The sequence below is a fragment of the Deltaproteobacteria bacterium genome (assembly GCA_016933965.1).
GTDB lineage: Bacteria > Desulfobacterota > Syntrophia > Syntrophales > UBA2210 > JAFGTS01.
The window spans coordinates 72745-88409 of the sequence record JAFGTS010000022.1 but is presented as its reverse complement, the minus strand read 5'-3'; the positions used below and the strand labels follow the sequence as shown (position 1 = coordinate 88409).

The window sequence follows — 15665 nt, the reverse complement described above, 5'->3', positions numbered from 1 at the left end:
ACGGCAGCGGAACGGAATCCTCTCTATTGTTGTGCAGCGTCCATGAAGGAGCGCAGGGTTTCCTTGGTGGAGAAACGGGGTTCGAAGCCGAGTTCCGTTTTTATCTTTTGTATGTCCATGGACAATGGGTAGCGGATGTAGTCGATCTGCGCTTTCCCGAAGGGAACGATCCTGAGACGGAACAGGAGTTCCACCAGGTTGTAGATCAGCCAGGATGGGAGAGTGATGAACGGCTTGTTCAGGAACCGTGCCAGTTCGGAATATCTGAGCCCCTCATCGGCAGCCAGATTGAAAATGCCTGACACCTCGCGGACGGCAGCCTGGTAGAACACTTCCGCCGCGTCATCTTCATGAACGAACTGCATGATCGGATCATAGCCTTGCACGCCGATGATGACGGGGTCTTTCATGGATTTCGCCGTCGTACTCGCACAGGTGGGGCCCATGACAATGCATGGCCGCAGCACGACGACCCGGCATGACGGATTGGCGTCGGCAAATTTCGCAACCAGTTTTTCTATTTCGGCCTTGTTCTCGGCGTAGGGGAACCCCGGTGTGGTTCGCGGCGGCGTATCTTCCGTGAGGTAATCGGGTGTTCCCTCAAAGAACCCGTAGGCACAGTCTGAACTGGCGATGACGAGCTTTCGGACCCCTGTCTTCTCACAGGCGTTCAGGACGTTCGCAGTGCCTTTTACGTCCACATCGAACTCGAATCCGGGGTCGTGCGTTGGATAGGCTATGAAAGCGAGGTGAATGACCGTGGAGATCCCTGCCTCCACAAACAGGGAAAGGAGTTTTTCCCCGTCCCGTATGTCGCACCGGCGATACTCGAACCGTTCCGGAAGAGCAAACGGAGGCGGTATGATATCGAAGCAGATTATCTTCCGGAACCCGGTATCACGTTCGAGCCGCTTCAACAGGCGCTTGCCTATGTAGCCGAAGGCCCCGGTGATGCCGAGAATATTCTCTGACGAAGCCATTTCCGTTTCCTCCCGGATTGTGCTTATCCCATGACGAGGTCTTGGATCCTCATCAGAAAATTGCCGACGTCCCGCGCGTATTCGGGTGATCCCTCCAGGGACAGATACCCCTTTTCGACGGCTTTCACCATATTGATGTCATTTGCCAGCACGGGTATTGCTTCATCCACGGTTCTGAATTTCATATGCACAAAGGGCTTCCTTCGGGTATACCTGCCCGGTGCCGCCTGTGTGTTGCCGGCCTTCACCCGCAGATACGCAGCGATGTCCTCTTCGCCGATGACGGAAAACTGATAGATACGTTCCGGTTGTTTTCCCGTCCACCTGTTCATCTCGGGGTCTCCCAGCTTGTTGTATTTGCTCAACGCGGCCGCCATCATGAAGATGGAAAGTTTGACCTTCATTCGTTTTTTGTCCGGGGTCTTTGGACGCGCGTTGGGCATGAGGAGTGTCAGGCTCATCAGCAGGGCCAGCAATTTTGACAACAGCCCCAGCCGGTGAATGCCCTTGATGCGGAACAGGGCGGGTTTACCCGCCAGCATGGCTGCCATTCGCTTGACGCTGGAGAACTTGAACGCGATATCGGGGTTGTCACAGATGCCCTGGACGATCTCCAGTTCTCCATCGGTGAATGAAAGATAGGCGCCGAGATCGCCGTGCCGGTCATCCTTCGCCACGAACTGGAACCTGGCATTCACGCCGGTGAACTTCTCCCTGATCTTCGGATTATCCTTCAGTACCACTTTCAGTAAGGGGAAAAGGGCCCGCAGAAAAAGCTGCGCTGCCATTCTGTCCTTGTCGGGTTGCATGTCAGAAGCCGTCCTCCCAGCTTTCGTCCTCTTCGAAGTCTTTCCCCATGACCTCTCTGACCTTCTCGACGATACCATCCGCATCAAGCTTGTAATAGTTATAGAGGTCTTCGGGATATCCGACGAGGGAATAGCAGTCAGGCAAGCCGACCCTGGTGAAGGCGCACGCCTTGCCGCTTTCGGCGATCGCCTCGGACACCGCGCTTCCCAATCCCCCGTAAATATTGTGGTCCTCGAAGGTAATGATCCTGCGCGTTTCGTCTATAGCCTTCACAACCGTTTCGGTATCAAGGGGCTTCAGTGTATGCATGTTGATGACCCTGACACTCAGGCCGTCGGTCTTCTCCAGGATACGCGCCGCCTCACGGGCCTGCAGTACGGTGATCCCGCAGCAGATCAACGTAAGATCGGTGCCCGGGTTGATCTCCACCGCCTTTCCGATCTGAAAGCCATACCGGTCGTCTTCATAGCAGGTAGGTTCGAACCCGCGACCGATCCGTATATAGACCGGGCCGGGATGCTCGATGCAGGCGATAACGGCGTTGGCGCATTCAATGCCGTCGGCGGGGACGATGACCGTCATGTTGGCCATTGACCGCATGATGGCGATATCCTCGGTACACTGGTGGGTCGTGCCGGCCTGCCCGAAGGATATCCCGCCGTGGGTTGCGATGATCTTCACATCAAGATTCTGATAGCAGATGTCGGTCCTGACCTGCTCGCCGGCGCGCATGGTAGTGAAAACAGCCATGGTCGATACGACCGGCATAAGGCCCGACAGGGCCAGCCCCGCCGCCATGCCGAACATGTTCTGCTCCGCCACGCCCGCATTGAAGAAGCGGTTAGGATATTTTTCGGCAAATTTTCCGATCTTCGTGGACTTGGCCAGGTCGGCCGAGAGACCGACGATGCGGTCGTATTTTTCACCGAGCCTGCAGAGCACTTCGCCGTAAATATCGGCCTGTGTCATCGTATTGGCGTCATATACGTTCCAGGTCAGACCTTCCGCCATGGTATACCTCCGTCCATTGACCGTTGCGTCCCCTTTGAAGACCGGGGGGTCCCGGTATTATTCGTCAACTGAATTCGCCACATATTGCTTTGCTTTTGCCAGCATGTCGGAATCAAGCCCCCCGTAATGCCATCGAACATCATCCTCCATGAAGTCCACGCCCTTGCCCTTGATGGTGTGGGCCAGTATCAGGACCGGTGCCTTCGTCTCGCTCAGGGCTTCCTCGATGGCCTGGGAAACCTCCATCCAGTTGTGTCCGTTTACTTCTTTCACGATAAACCCGAAGGACCGCCATTTGTCCGCAAAGGGTTCAAGGGCCATGACATCTTCCGTATTACCGTCCACGGAGTACTTGTTGCGGTCCACGATGGTGATCAGGTTCGTCAGTTTGTAATGGGATGCGGCCATCGCCGCTTCCCAGATGGAACCCTCGTTGCATTCACCGTCACCGAGCAGGCAATAGGTTTTCCACTGTTTCCCCTGAAGCCGGGCACCGAGCGCGAGCCCCACGGCAATGGGCAGTCCGTGACCCAATGACCCGGTCGATGCATCCAATCCCGGCACCTTGTTTTTGTCCAGGTGCATGCCGAAGGGCGAATTGAATTTATTGAAGTCTTTCAGCAGTTCGAAATCGAAGAACCCCTTTCGGGCAAGCAGCGCCGCGAGACCCACACCCGAGTGGCCCTTGCTGAGGATGAACCGGTCCCGGTCCTCTTTCTCGGGATTCTTCGGGTCAATGGAAAGGTACTTGTAATACAGCAGGACCAGGATCTCGACGATGCTGAGCGCTCCACCGATATGGGCGCCGCCCGCCCAGAAGGTGACATCCAGGATGTCCAGCCGCAGTTGTTTCGCCTGTTGCCGGAATACCGAAATTTCCTGTTCACTGAGAGGCATAACACACTCCTTTGAAATCGTTCTGCCGGGGGAGAGAAGGGATCGATCTTTGTGTTAGGAATGGGGGGATTTTAGTTTGTTGATGCATGAAAGTCAACGATGATTATGATCATGCCTGCTCACATAGGGGCTGATCGTTCATCCACGGTTCCGCCGGGAAGCATCCGGTCCGGATGGTAGTTGCTCCTCTCTTCCATCCAGTATCACCAATCATATTATCCCCGTGCCATTCCCTCGAGTTCTTCGCAGTCCAGGATGCGGATGTTCCTGCCCTGGATGCTTATTATTTTTTCCGAGACCATCATTTTCAGGACCCGTGAGAGGGTTTCCGGAGCGGTCCCGATTATTTTCGACATCTCCCGTCGGCTGATCGTTATTTCCATGTCATCCCCTGCACGGCAATCCTTTTTCAGGATCGAAAAAAGCAGGAACGACGCAACCCGCTGAGGGGTCTCCATCAGGGACAGCGCTTCAATCAGTGCCATGGATTCCTTCAGCCTGCAGGAAAGGATGGAGATCATGTTGAACAGGATCGTGGGATCTTTTCGTGCCATAATGTCGAGCACGTCACCGGGAAATACGATGATCGTGCTTTCTTCGAGGGCCATGGCATTTGCTGAAAAGACCGAGTCCGAAAATGCGGCGCACATACCGAAAAGCTCTCCAGGCCCGAGCAGATACAGGGTCTGCTCCTTGCCGTCCGGGGAGCTTTTGTACAGCTTGACCGTGCCGCTCATTACGACGAAAAAACACCGGGACTCATCTTTTTCACAAAAAATAAGCTGGCCGCTTTTATATCTCTTTTTCCGTGATGATTGTACAAGGATGTCCAGTTGTTCTTCGGAAAGATTGTTGCCAAGAGAAATGGTTTGTAAAAAGGAATGTATGCCCATGGGGTGTTACTCTACTTCAAAAATTGATCTATATCAATGACCTGTATCAACGATAAATATGAAAAATTATTGTATAAGGGAAATCGAATTTTTTAGAAGTAGAGAAGACATTTGAAGATCCGCAGGGAGGAAAGGTTGATACTATGAAAGAAGCTGATGTGGCGATTTTGGGAGGGCTGTCGGGAATTACTGCAGGTATCAGTTGTCGGAGGCATTATCCTGATAAAAAGATCATACTGATCAGAAAAGAGGGGACGGTTCTTGTTCCGTGCGGAATTCCATATATTTACGGGACGGTCGGGAGTCCGGAAAACAACGTCATACCCGATGGGCTTCTGGAGAACAACGGCATTGAACTGTTGAAAGGGGAAGCCGTTGATGTTGACCGGACGAATAAGATCGTTACCTTGAAAGACGGTGAGACCGTCAGGTACGATAAGCTCGTGTTCGCGACCGGCTCGGGACCGTTGATTCCCCCTATCCCGGGGATCGACAAGGAGAATGTGTTCCCGGTAAAGAAGGAATTCGATTATCTGGCGGATCTCGTGGACAAGATGAACAATGCGAAGAATGTTGTTATCGTCGGTGGTGGTTTTATAGGAATGGAATTTGCAGATGAGTGCCGAAAGGGCAGGGACGTCAATTTGACTGTTGTGGAAGCCTTGCCGCACTGTCTGCAGATGGCGATGGACGATGAGTTCTGCGATGAAGCAAAACAGAAGATCGAGGAAACGGGAGTAACCGTTCTGGTGAATGAAAAGGTCAAAGCCATAATCGGTGACGGTGCGGTTACGGGAGTGCAGCTGGAAAGCGGCAGGGAACTTGATGCTGATATCGTTATCCTCGGTATTGGTGCGGTTCCCAACACGGAACTCGCAGCGAAATGCGGCCTGGAGCTGGGATTCAGGAACACGATAAAGGTTGACCGGTACATGCAGACCTATACCGATCCCGATATTTTCGCGTGTGGTGACTGTGCGGAAAAGGTTTCGTTCTTTGACGGACGCCCGAGCGGTGTTATGCTTGCATCCATTGCCACTTCGGAGGCACGGATCGCCGGTGCCAATCTGTTCTCACCGACACACCAGAACTGCGGAACCGTCAGTGTCTTTTCCACCATTATCAATGGCAGGGCCTTCGCTGTCGCGGGTGTGACCGAACGGTGGGTAAAACAGACAGGCACCAAGTATATCAAAACGGAGGCCCAGGCTCCCGACACCCATCCCGGCGGCATGCCGAATTCCACTTCCACAACGGTAAAACTCATATTTACGAAAGACACCTCCACTTTGATAGGAGGCGCGATATCGGGTGGAAAACCGGTTGGGGAAATGGTCAACGTGCTCAGCGCCTGTATCATGCACAGGATGACGGCCAATGACATTGTGAAATTTCAGATGGGAACACATCCCGCGCTCACGTCATCTCCCATCATGTATCCGATTGTGAACGCGGCGTGCAAGGCAGTCATCCCCCTCCGGGAATGGAAGGCTTCTCAGTGATGTAGCACACACAGATCTTCATATGCCTGCTAATCGCTGATCCAGGGTTCCATCGGGAAGCATCCAGTCCGGATGATATTCACCCCTCTCTTCCATGTGGTAACGGATGCACCGGTGCCAGAGTCCCTTGCAGTACAGCTCGATCCAGCGGCGTTCCAACCGTCCCTCCTCGTAAAAGAATTTCATGGGACAGCAGAGATACCACTTACAGTCCCGTGAAAGAACGGACAGCTGTTTGTAGAGTTCAGCGGTTCCGGGTTCAAAGGCCGGGTTGTAGAGGAGGGTCGCCGGGTGGGGGACGGGAAATATCTTCTGTCCATCCGAAAAAATGAGCGTTCCATAGAGGCCCGGATAATCCTTTCGCGCGGACGGCGGATCGGCATGATATTTTGTCAGGATAGTCCTCGTCGCGTAGTAGCCCAAGGGTACGATGACCCCGGGATGAATGATCGCTATTTCTTCCTCAAGAAAGTGACGGCAGGATTCGATCTCTTCCATTTTTGGCCGCCGGTTCTTTGGTAACATGCACTTGATCAGGTTGGTCATGTAAATGCTGTCGCGATGAACCCCCGCCACGTTCAGGAGCTGATCCAGCACGCGACCGGAGGGACCGATGAACATTCTGCCAAGCAGGTCCTCCGCGCTGCCGGGAGAGAGGGCCACAAGCAGCAACCGTGCGTTCAGGTTCCCTTCGCCATACAGGGGGTGTGTCCTGGTGAGAAATAGACGGCAGCCCTCGCAGGCGCGAACGTCCTCATTGAGTTTTTCCATGGCTTTCGCTTTATTCGACACGGGCCGGACCGCTCCTTGATGCAGGCATCCATGAACTCAATAATGCACTTTCTTTCAAGTGAGCGCAACACGTAAGGATTCGGATAACGGTTCCGTGTACTATACCATGGTGATGAAATGATACATTCATACGCATTTCATCCCGTTTCCATAATTTTCATATGGTCCGGACCACGCGTTTACGGGGTCGACTGCTGTTGTCCGGCCCCATTTAATCCTTTACATCAGATGGTATTTTCCCTACACTCACAATCCTGAAATATGATCCTGCAAACATATAATGGGGGCGCAATGGGTACGGACAACATCATTTTCTTAGAGGTGCTGGAGTGGTTTGATGAGACCGGCCGGGAACTGGTGCATCGTATACCTGAAAAAGGCTCCGGTGAGATAAAGTTCGGCGCGCAATTGATAGCTCGCGAGAGCCAGGTGGCGGTCTTGTTCTACAAGGGAAAATCCTACGAGGCGTTCGGGCCGGGACGCCACACCCTCACGACGGCCAATATCCCCGTGCTGACAAAGATCCTGGCCATTCCCTGGGCCATGACAAGTCCGCTTAGGGCCGAGGTCTATTTTGTCAACATGAAGATATTCCCCAATCTCAGATGGGGAACACGGGACCCGGTGGCCTTCAAGGATTCGGAACTCGGCCTGGTACGGTTGCGGGCTCACGGCGTGTTCAACATCCAGGTAATACAGCCCATCCTGTTCATCAACAGCCTGGTGGGGACCATGGGCAAGTTCACCACGGAAGAGATCGAGGAGTATCTGAAGCAGGTCATCGTCTCGCGTCTCAATGATTACCTGGGTGAGCACCTGGACAGCCTCTTCAACCTGCCCGGACGCTATGATGAAATTTCAAAAGGCCTGCAGATCAGTCTTCAGGAAGACTTTAGTCACTTCGGCCTTGCCCTTGACCAGCTTTACATAAATTCAATCACCCCGCCGCCGGAAGTGCAGCACGCCATTGACGATAAGAGCCGCCTCAGCGTTATCATTGATCTGGACCGGTTGGTCAAGATGAAGGCAGCCATGGCCATGGAGAAGGCGGCGCAGGCGACCGGTGAAGCCGGCGCCGGCATGGGGATGGGAATGGGCTTTATGATGCCGGCCATGTTCTCTGACGCGTTCAGATCACAGGGGGTGACGAAACCTGCCGCGGAGACGCCGGAAGCACACTGTCCGGACTGCGGCCTGACGGTTCCCGGCAATGCCCGGTATTGCCCCCATTGCGGCCATCAGCAACTGGTCTTTGACCAGTGCGCCGCGTGCGGCAAGAACCTGCCGCCCAATGCCAGGTTCTGTCCCCGGTGCGGGCAGCCGGTGGACCGGAAACGCGAACCCCTGGTATGCCCCCACTGCAAGAGCGAAAACCTGCCCGACTCCATGTTCTGTAATCAGTGCGGGGAAAAGTTAGACTAAATGGCCTTTACAATCGAGCATGAATGCCCGCAGTGCGGTGCTCCCGTTGAATTGGAAGAGGCCAGCCGTGTGCTTCTCTGCCCCTACTGTGATGTAAGGAACTTCCTCTTTACCGAAGATTATTTTCGCTTCGTCCTGCCCTGTAACGTTACCGGGAAGGACATTCTGTATGCCCCGTACCTCCGTTTCCGGGGCACCGTCTATGTATGCGGGAAAACATCCATCGGTCACCGGGTCGTGGATATCACCCGCCGGGGCGCACCCTTCGAAGAGCTTCCCGTGACCCTGGGTCTGAAACCCCAGGCCGTCAAGATGAAATTCGTCACGCCCGATCTGGGCGGGTCGTTCATCCGGAACACCCTGCGCGCCGAGGACGTACTTGAATCGGTCGGAAAACGGGCTTCGTCTCCGGGCTCCGGAACCGTGTTTCACCAGGCCAGTATCGGTGAGGTTCTCAGCCTCATCTATCTTCCCCTGTTCATTCAGGACAACCGGTTGTTCGATGCCGTGACCGGCCGGCCCGTCGCGGAGCTGCCTGGCGGCCGGGACACGTTCGGCTCCGCCGCGGACGAAAAACCGCGGTGGGGGCTGACCGTCATTGCCACCATATGTCCGAACTGTGGCTGGAACCTCGATGGTGAAAAAGACAGCGTCGTTCTGACCTGCAGCAACTGCGATACGGTGTGGTCGGCACGGAACGGCCGTTTTGTTGAAGTGCCCTTCGGGATGGTTCGCGGTAACAAGGATTCGGTATATCTGCCGTTCTGGATGATCGCCGCCAGGAGCAGCGGGGTGAAGATCGATACCTATGCGGATTTCATACGGGTCACCGATCAGCCTCGTGTCGTTCAGAAGCGCTGGGAAGACCAGGACATGTTCTTCTGGGTCCCGGCCTTCAAGATACGGCCCCAGGTCTTCCTGACCCTTTGCCGTCAGCTGACCATCACCCAGAGAAATGTTGACCTGGAGGAATCGATCCCCGACAGGAACCTGTTCCCGGTGACACTTCCTCACGCCGAGGCGCTCCAGAGCCTGACACTCATTCTGGCCGACTCGGCGATGCGAAAGAAACAACTCTTTCCGCTGCTTTCAGAGATAGCTTTCAGGGCGGGGGAGTCGACGCTGATATACCTTCCGTTTCGCAACACCGGCCATGAGGTGGTCCAGGAAGACCTGTGCATCGGCATCCAGAAGAAGACGCTGGAGTTCGGCCGGTTTTTGTAATGTGATGATCGCAGAACCGGGGTTGACAGGTTCGGTGCCGCATCGAAAGCGGCAGTTCATTATCGTATCAGGGCCAGTATCTCCTCGTTCGATGGAATGTCCGCCATGGACTTTCCGTAATGCACATAACGAAGCATGCCGGATGTATCAACAAGCATCTGCGCGGGGAGCCTGCCCAATCTGAACGGTTTGACCTCCTGTCCGTATAATTTTTGAATCTTGTGTTTTGGATCGGGCAGCCCGACAAAGGGCAGCTCTTCCTTCTGCCAGTAATTTTTGAAGGATTCAGCCTTTTCCGACCCGACTACGAGTATTTCCGTGTTCAACTGCACGAATTGCTGATAATCATGACGCAACTGCGCCAAATGCCTGCGGGCGAAGGGTCAGGAAAATCCACGATTGAAGATAAGCAGCACATTCTTTCGTTCGGTGAGCTCTGAAAGCGATACGCTGCTCCCGTTACAATCGATCGACGTGAACTCCGGCGCCCGTGTGTTTACCTCGACCTTTGCCATGACCGTTCCCTCACTTTCTGTATTTTTCACCCGGACCGGGAATCGCCTTGTCGCATTCGTAATGCAGACCGGTCCCTACAGCCTGATGCTCAGCGGCTTTTTATCTCAAATGTGTTGCCGGAACCGTCCTTCAGGAACACGAGGCTTTCCTTTGATTGCCGGGCGAGCTTCGTCATGGAATAGCCGAGGGCGTCCGCTTTTGCGATGAGGCTCTCCCTGTCACGGACCGAGATGCACAGGTGATTGTACGCCGGCCGTTGTTTCCTTCTTGTCAGGAATACCTCCATTCGAAAGTTGCCGCGGGCGAGAAGCGTTACGAGCGCCCCGCCTTTTATACCGAACAGTTTTTCCGACTCCTCTTCGGCAACCTCGAATGTGTGGATCTCCTTCAGTCCCAGCACACCTTTGTAAAATGCCTCAATATCTTTTTTCCTGTTGACGGTGATGCCGATGTGTTCAAGCATGATTCCCCCTGTCGGTAAAGACCGTGACTTCACGGCGCTCACGGACATGCTAACGGAACGCCGAACTCAATTTTTAGAAATATTGTATAAGATGATAACACATGTTGTGAATATGATTCCACCTTTGCTACAATTATAAGCTAAAAAAAGCAGGACCCAGGGAAGTGAAACTGTCCCGAGGTCTTTTGCTGTTTTCCGGTGTGGACTGCCGGCCGGAGGAAAAGGAGATTGTCATGGACATCATGTACGACACGGAAAGCCTGGCATGGGTTGCCCATCCCACTGTTGAAAATGTTTCCATAAAAAAGGTGGTTACTGCGGAACGTTTCGGCACGGACAGTCCGACGATCCTCATGGTGAGAATTCCCGTCGGAGAGGAGGTGCCGGAACACGTCCATGAAAGAAGTGAGGACATTCTTTTCATTCTCTCCGGCACGGCGACCATGTGGATAGACGGGGTGGGGGAAATACCGTTGCAGAAGGGCAGGGTGGTACGGGTCCCACGCGGCACAAAGCACCGGATATTCGACGTTTCCGATGAACTTCTGATTTATGATGTATTTTCGCCCGGCATCATGTAATATGCATACGATCCGTTGTAAGCCTGATGCAACCGTTTGAATCAAGGAGGATTGCCATGTCGTTCGAACATCGCAAGAGAATTTACAATACCCTGGATGGTTTTTTCCATGACCTCTTCCTTCTCGGGGCAAACGGTTTCGCCTATATCAGGAATGCGCGTAACGCAACGGTCAGTGACGCCCTGAGAGAAAAACTCATGGTAGCCGTCAGCGGTGTTCTTGCCTGTAAATACTGTACCTGGCTCCACAGTGAAATGGCTCTGACCCATGGGGTGAAATCGGCGGAAATACAGAAGCTCCTGTCCCAGGAAATGGGCTATTTCCCGGAGGATGAAGCCGTTGCTCTGGCTTTCGCGCAGCACTACAGTGAATCAGGCGGGTGCCCCCGGGAAGAGGCGGAGAAGCGGCTCTACGATTACTATGGAAAGAAAAAGGCGCAATATATCCTGAGCTACCTGCAGATCATTTATTTCGGGAACCTGGCGGGGAACACCGTCGACGCCTTTCTCGACCGCTTAAAAGGATCTCCGGCTGAAGGAAGCGACCCGGGAAATGAGATCATCATTTTCCTTCTGCTTGCTCCCTATTATCTGGCCATGCTTCCCGTGCTCGCCTACCTGCTCGGCCGGCTGAACAGCAGACAGTAAACCTTTCCCGATTGCTAAGAACCGGTATTAACGGTGTTCTTCGAACCGGTAAACATTTGAAGCATCCTTGGCGAATTCATCGCGCAGGACCCGGTCAAGGTTCTTTTCCGACGCCGTCTTGGGAATCTCGTCGACGACCTGAAGGTATGACGGGATCGAATTGTTGTCCAGGTGCGACGAGAGCGTTTCGAACACCGGTGCGGGCTCGATAGTGAAACCCGGTGCGGGGACCACGGCCGCCACGATATCGCTTTCACCGGGTGCTCCCGATTCAGCGGGGATGCCGTAGACGCAGACATCGGATATTTCAGGAAGGTCCGCCAGGACCTTCTCGATGTATTCCGGCTGAATAAAATCTCCCTGCCGCCGGAGGCCGCCGCCCTTCCTGAAATCGAAATAGAACCATCCATCCTTGTCGCGATGGCACATGTCACCGGTCCTCAGCCACCCGCCGCGGGTCTTTGCCTCGGAGGCGTCTTTCTTTCCATGATAGACGACCTCTTCTTTCTGCCCGATGGTCCGTGACACCAGCTCGCCGATCTCTCCCGGTTCGCACTCACTGTCGTCTTCCCGGACGACCTTCATCTCCATGACCCCCTCGATCGGTTTTCCAAAGGAACCGATGGGACCCGCTCCCGGCGGGTTATGGGCGAACCCGCCTTCCACGGCGCCGTACCATTCGTGGATCTTGACATTGAACCGCTTTTCGAAATCTCCCCAGATCGGCAGTGGGGTGCCGGCGCTGAGGACAAGCCGCACGGGATTGTCGCCGTCGTTGTCACGGCGTGGTTCACTGTAGATGCCCATCATCATGCCGCCCAGAAGCGAGAAGGCCGTGCAGCCGTGTTTCCGGCAGATGTCCCAGATCCTGCTCTTCGTGAACTTGCGGCTGATGACCGAGGGAATACCGAGCATGAGCGAAGGGGTGAGGGTCACTGCCTGAGCGTTGCCGTGAGTCAGGGAAAGGCCGGTATAGAGTTTGTCGTCCTGCCGGTATTGCCAGACAAGCTGGGCGACAAGCGTGAACATGGCCAGCCGGTTCCCTTTGACGACCACCCCCTTCGGGTCGCCCGTGGTTCCCGATGTATAGATGATCTGGAACGCCGACGCCGCCTCGCGGTTCCTGTCGTCCGGCGGTGGCATCTCGGGCCCCTGGAACAGTTCGTTCAAATTTGGGTACCTGTCGTGAAAGGGTGTTTCGAAACCCGGTTTATAGAAGATCCCCAGTATCTTTACATCGGGAAGCTCCGCCAGGGCTGCCTCGACATCCTCGGTGAATTCGTTGGCCAGAAAAATCCCCTTTGAGCCGGAGTCCTTGATCTGGTAGCTCAGCTTGCCGCCCTTGGAACGGGGGTCGATGGATACGATAACGGCACCCGTCAGGGACGCCGCTGTCATGGCGTAGAGAAACTCGGGATGATTGCGCATGACCAGGCTGAAGCGGTCACCCCGGCCGATACCGGCGTCGCGGAGGAACTTTGCCAGTCGGCAGCCGTTCAGAAAGAGATCAGCATAGGTGACCGTTTCATCGGGGTAATCGCCGTTCTCGAAAGTCACAATGGCCGTGTCGGGGGTTTTCTCATAACGTGTCTGGAGTTCGTCTGCAAACAAGCCATCCACTCGTTCTCTGTTCATGGTTTCCTCCTTCGTCCGGTATGCCGGGGTATTCGCGTATTATTCCACGGAGACCTTCATGGTCACCTGACCGCAGTCTCCGTAAGGAAAATCAGCTCCGTAACAGGTCATGCGGACTTCCAGGATCTCATCCTCGAACCGGCCGTCTCCGATATAATCCGCCGTCCCATCCGCTATCCTGTCCATGATCATGATCAGGCGGTACCATATCTTGTTGAGCAGGCGGGCGCAGACCGGCTTTTTTAATTCGTCCACCATGAGAAATCCCGCGGAATTGAAATACAGCCGGTCACCGGCGGTATGGCCGGCGAGGCACGCCATCGATTCCTCTATCTCGACGACGATACGCCTGTCCTTGTACCTGTCTATCCCCAGAAGTTTGTTTATTCGCTTGTCGGATCGCAAAAAGAGCTCCTGTTCCGCTTCCGAAAGTGGATATCCCTTCAACACCTGTGACGCCGCCGCGACGGCTTCCGGGTCACGGGCAGATGGCCGTGACCGGGGAACTGCGGTTCTTTCCTGGTATTCGGTGTCTTTCATCATGCCAGACCTCCCGGGTTCGTCCCCCGTGCCTTCCAGGCGCGGTAAAAGAGAAAGGGCTGCAGGGGGAGCATGTTCATGAGGTAGTCCCAGAGAGAGACTTTCTCACAGGTGATCCTCATAATGTTGTTGCCGAGCCCCTTTTTGTCGTATCCGGGATCGGTACAGCAGACATGATCGAACTGGAGCTGTGTCGGGTCGGCGCCCCGCCCGATCCTGTCAAGCGCCGTGTACATGACCGGAGACAGGGCGGCGATGGCGTGGGGACAGATCAGGCAGGGGCTTTTTCTCCTGAGCAGCATTCCCGTAAAGTCGAAGTAGAGGCGGTCACCCTCTTTCCATCCCACGGTGCACCGGTTCGTTTTGACCATCTCCACCTTGAACCAGTAGAAACTTCTGGTCATGTCCGTGAGTGGTATCAGCCATTTCGTCCTTTTCAGTTCATCAATCTCGCTATCGGTGTAACCGCTCCTGTTCCTGATGATCCGCCAGACAATCTTCGAGTAAACATCACGTATCCACTGCATGGTTCCCTCCTTCCATATCAGGGTTGTCCGTTTTTTCGATCGTGCCGGCCCCCGGTGAAGGCACGTCCTGTTTTTCTATTCCTCCTTCCAGTCGTCGGCATGCCTCCTGTACCCGGCAATCTCGCCCGTCCGGTAGCGTTCAGACAGTTGCCGGTACATGAGGACGGCTACGGCGTTATTCCCTCGTTCATCTTCACGCAGGACCCGCACCGACCGGGCCGGTGATCCAATGATAAGCGAGTGGGCCGGATAGGTCGCGTTATAGGGAATAAAGGAATTCGCGCCGATGATACTGCCTTCACCGATAACGGCATTGCTCATGACGGTGGCGTTCATACCGACCATGACATTGTCCTCGATGGTGCAGCCACGGATAACAGCGCAGTGCCCGATGGTTACGTTGTCGCCGATGGTGGTGCCCGTCATGAGATCGCTATGGATGACCACGTTGTCCTGGATATTCGTATCGCGGCCGATAACGATCGGTCCCTCGTCACCGCGGATGACCGCGTTGAACCACAGGCTCGACCCGGCACCGATTCTCACGTCGCCGTATATTCGAACCCCCTCGGCGATAAAAACGGAATCGTCAATTTCAGGTCTCAAGACCATACCATTCCCCCCTCATACCCGAACCCCCGTAATCCGCTAATCCGCTAATCCGCTAATCCGTAATCCGCTGATCCGTAATCCCTTCACAGTTAGTGGCATGAACGGATCGGTTGTATATTTCAAGGAGGTCTGTTGTTTGTGGCTTGAAGGGCAGAGACATGGGAGATGCTCCCCGATCTTGTTTCGCTGGCGGTTGAAAACAAAATGTCCGGTTCCCACAGGGTTCGATAATTACCATATTTTGGTTTCTTTTACAGTCAAAAAGTGACGCCGTTACCCGGGAAACAATATGTCCCGGGAGTCTGTCCGGCGCCGGGGATATGCCGGTTGCCGGGCGTTGTTATACAGCAATTATCGTATGATACGGTGCGGTTCAAGCAACAGCGGGCATTTCGATCGGTCGATAAAAAAATTATTTCTTGTGATTTGCCGGGATTGTCGGTATATTTCTCAACTGTTAAACGGGGGGTTGTTCACAGTTCGAAGCACTATGTTTTTGTCCCTTTCAGCCGGATGACATAACGGATGCCGGCGGAGGGACGGGGGGCCGGGGGGATGCAGCCGTCCTCTCTGCGTCGTCTTCCACATACCGCCGCTCAGGCGGGAAAGCCTG

Annotated in this window: 17 protein-coding genes; 5 read left to right on the top strand and 12 right to left on the bottom strand. The window is 54.5% G+C overall.

The annotated features are described in order from the left end of the window. Nucleotides 1–23 precede the first annotated feature (23 nt). From JXO48_05130 to JXO48_05110, 5 genes are all read right to left on the bottom strand, one after another. On the bottom strand, nucleotides 24–980 hold the full coding sequence (locus tag JXO48_05130; GenBank protein MBN2283255.1) for an NAD-dependent epimerase/dehydratase family protein: 957 nt from the start codon (nucleotides 978–980) through the stop codon (nucleotides 24–26). A 23-nt stretch (nucleotides 981–1003) separates the two neighbouring features. Then, entirely contained in the window at nucleotides 1004–1789 is a 786-nt protein-coding gene (locus JXO48_05125) for a hypothetical protein (GenBank protein MBN2283254.1), read from the bottom strand. 1 nt (nucleotide 1790) lies between these two features. Then, nucleotides 1791–2801 (bottom strand): transketolase family protein, encoded by a 1011-nt coding sequence (locus tag JXO48_05120; protein MBN2283253.1) that lies wholly within the window; start codon nucleotides 2799–2801, stop codon nucleotides 1791–1793. Nucleotides 2802–2858: 57 nt separating this feature from the next. Next, entirely contained in the window at nucleotides 2859–3698 is an 840-nt protein-coding gene (locus tag JXO48_05115; protein MBN2283252.1) for a transketolase, read from the bottom strand. Nucleotides 3699–3913: 215 nt separating this feature from the next. After that, nucleotides 3914–4591: a Crp/Fnr family transcriptional regulator gene (locus tag JXO48_05110; protein MBN2283251.1), complete on the bottom strand. Its 678-nt coding sequence runs from the start codon at nucleotides 4589–4591 to the stop codon at nucleotides 3914–3916. A gap of 143 nt (nucleotides 4592–4734) precedes the next feature. On the opposite strand from JXO48_05110, the gene JXO48_05105 reads away from it, so the two are divergent. Continuing rightward, on the top strand, nucleotides 4735–6093 hold the full coding sequence (locus tag JXO48_05105; GenBank protein ID MBN2283250.1) for an FAD-dependent oxidoreductase: 1359 nt from the start codon (nucleotides 4735–4737) through the stop codon (nucleotides 6091–6093). An 18-nt stretch (nucleotides 6094–6111) separates the two neighbouring features. Here JXO48_05105 and JXO48_05100 read toward each other — a convergent pair whose 3' ends face one another. Further along, entirely contained in the window at nucleotides 6112–6864 is a 753-nt protein-coding gene (locus tag JXO48_05100; GenBank protein MBN2283249.1) for a uracil-DNA glycosylase, read from the bottom strand. Nucleotides 6865–7176: 312 nt separating this feature from the next. Between JXO48_05100 and JXO48_05095 the strand changes: the two genes are divergently transcribed. Next, nucleotides 7177–8307: an SPFH domain-containing protein gene (locus tag JXO48_05095; protein ID MBN2283248.1), complete on the top strand. Its 1131-nt coding sequence runs from the start codon at nucleotides 7177–7179 to the stop codon at nucleotides 8305–8307. Continuing rightward, entirely contained in the window at nucleotides 8308–9531 is a 1224-nt protein-coding gene (locus tag JXO48_05090) for a hypothetical protein (GenBank protein MBN2283247.1), read from the top strand. 59 nt (nucleotides 9532–9590) lie between these two features. Here JXO48_05090 and JXO48_05085 read toward each other — a convergent pair whose 3' ends face one another. Together JXO48_05085 and JXO48_05080 are read right to left on the bottom strand one after the other, a co-directional pair. Continuing rightward, entirely contained in the window at nucleotides 9591–10046 is a 456-nt protein-coding gene (locus JXO48_05085) for a redoxin domain-containing protein (protein MBN2283246.1), read from the bottom strand. A gap of 89 nt (nucleotides 10047–10135) precedes the next feature. Next, nucleotides 10136–10510, bottom strand: a complete 375-nt coding sequence (locus JXO48_05080; GenBank protein ID MBN2283245.1) for a VOC family protein — start codon at nucleotides 10508–10510, stop codon at nucleotides 10136–10138. 233 nt (nucleotides 10511–10743) lie between these two features. On the opposite strand from JXO48_05080, the gene JXO48_05075 reads away from it, so the two are divergent. Beyond that, a complete protein-coding gene (locus JXO48_05075) occupies nucleotides 10744–11091 on the top strand; it encodes a cupin domain-containing protein (GenBank protein ID MBN2283244.1) in 348 nt (115 codons plus the stop codon). A gap of 56 nt (nucleotides 11092–11147) precedes the next feature. Further along, nucleotides 11148–11738 (top strand): carboxymuconolactone decarboxylase family protein, encoded by a 591-nt coding sequence (locus JXO48_05070; GenBank protein MBN2283243.1) that lies wholly within the window; start codon nucleotides 11148–11150, stop codon nucleotides 11736–11738. Between the two features lie 27 nt (nucleotides 11739–11765). Here JXO48_05070 and JXO48_05065 read toward each other — a convergent pair whose 3' ends face one another. The 4 genes from JXO48_05065 to JXO48_05050 form a co-directional block, all read right to left on the bottom strand. Further along, on the bottom strand, nucleotides 11766–13373 hold the full coding sequence (locus JXO48_05065; GenBank protein ID MBN2283242.1) for an AMP-binding protein: 1608 nt from the start codon (nucleotides 13371–13373) through the stop codon (nucleotides 11766–11768). Nucleotides 13374–13412: 39 nt separating this feature from the next. Further along, on the bottom strand, nucleotides 13413–13916 hold the full coding sequence (locus tag JXO48_05060) for a hypothetical protein (GenBank protein MBN2283241.1): 504 nt from the start codon (nucleotides 13914–13916) through the stop codon (nucleotides 13413–13415). Next, nucleotides 13913–14440, bottom strand: coding sequence for a TIGR04076 family protein (locus JXO48_05055; protein ID MBN2283240.1), 528 nt, complete (start codon nucleotides 14438–14440; stop codon nucleotides 13913–13915). Before JXO48_05055 ends, JXO48_05060 begins: the two co-directional genes overlap by 4 nt. Before the next feature lie 75 nt (nucleotides 14441–14515). Then, nucleotides 14516–15052: a gamma carbonic anhydrase family protein gene (locus tag JXO48_05050; GenBank protein MBN2283239.1), complete on the bottom strand. Its 537-nt coding sequence runs from the start codon at nucleotides 15050–15052 to the stop codon at nucleotides 14516–14518. Nucleotides 15053–15665: the final 613 nt, after the last annotated feature.

Bases quoted from the DNA above. Each gene is read 5' to 3' on its own strand.
- JXO48_05130 (MBN2283255.1), bottom strand. From the start codon at position 980: ATGGCTTCGTCAGAGAATATTCTCGGCATCACCGGGGCCTTCGGCTAC.
- JXO48_05125 (MBN2283254.1), bottom strand. From the start codon at position 1,789: ATGCAACCCGACAAGGACAGAATGGCAGCGCAGCTTTTTCTGCGGGCC.
- JXO48_05120 (MBN2283253.1), bottom strand. From the start codon at position 2,801: ATGGCGGAAGGTCTGACCTGGAACGTATATGACGCCAATACGATGACA.
- JXO48_05115 (MBN2283252.1), bottom strand. From the start codon at position 3,698: ATGCCTCTCAGTGAACAGGAAATTTCGGTATTCCGGCAACAGGCGAAA.
- JXO48_05110 (MBN2283251.1), bottom strand. From the start codon at position 4,591: ATGGGCATACATTCCTTTTTACAAACCATTTCTCTTGGCAACAATCTT.
- JXO48_05105 (MBN2283250.1), top strand. From the start codon at position 4,735: ATGAAAGAAGCTGATGTGGCGATTTTGGGAGGGCTGTCGGGAATTACT.
- JXO48_05100 (MBN2283249.1), bottom strand. From the start codon at position 6,864: ATGGAAAAACTCAATGAGGACGTTCGCGCCTGCGAGGGCTGCCGTCTA.
- JXO48_05095 (MBN2283248.1), top strand. From the start codon at position 7,177: ATGGGTACGGACAACATCATTTTCTTAGAGGTGCTGGAGTGGTTTGAT.
- JXO48_05090 (MBN2283247.1), top strand. From the start codon at position 8,308: ATGGCCTTTACAATCGAGCATGAATGCCCGCAGTGCGGTGCTCCCGTT.
- JXO48_05080 (MBN2283245.1), bottom strand. From the start codon at position 10,510: ATGCTTGAACACATCGGCATCACCGTCAACAGGAAAAAAGATATTGAG.
- JXO48_05075 (MBN2283244.1), top strand. From the start codon at position 10,744: ATGGACATCATGTACGACACGGAAAGCCTGGCATGGGTTGCCCATCCC.
- JXO48_05070 (MBN2283243.1), top strand. From the start codon at position 11,148: ATGTCGTTCGAACATCGCAAGAGAATTTACAATACCCTGGATGGTTTT.
- JXO48_05065 (MBN2283242.1), bottom strand. From the start codon at position 13,373: ATGAACAGAGAACGAGTGGATGGCTTGTTTGCAGACGAACTCCAGACA.
- JXO48_05060 (MBN2283241.1), bottom strand. From the start codon at position 13,916: ATGATGAAAGACACCGAATACCAGGAAAGAACCGCAGTTCCCCGGTCA.
- JXO48_05055 (MBN2283240.1), bottom strand. From the start codon at position 14,440: ATGCAGTGGATACGTGATGTTTACTCGAAGATTGTCTGGCGGATCATC.
- JXO48_05050 (MBN2283239.1), bottom strand. From the start codon at position 15,052: ATGGTCTTGAGACCTGAAATTGACGATTCCGTTTTTATCGCCGAGGGG.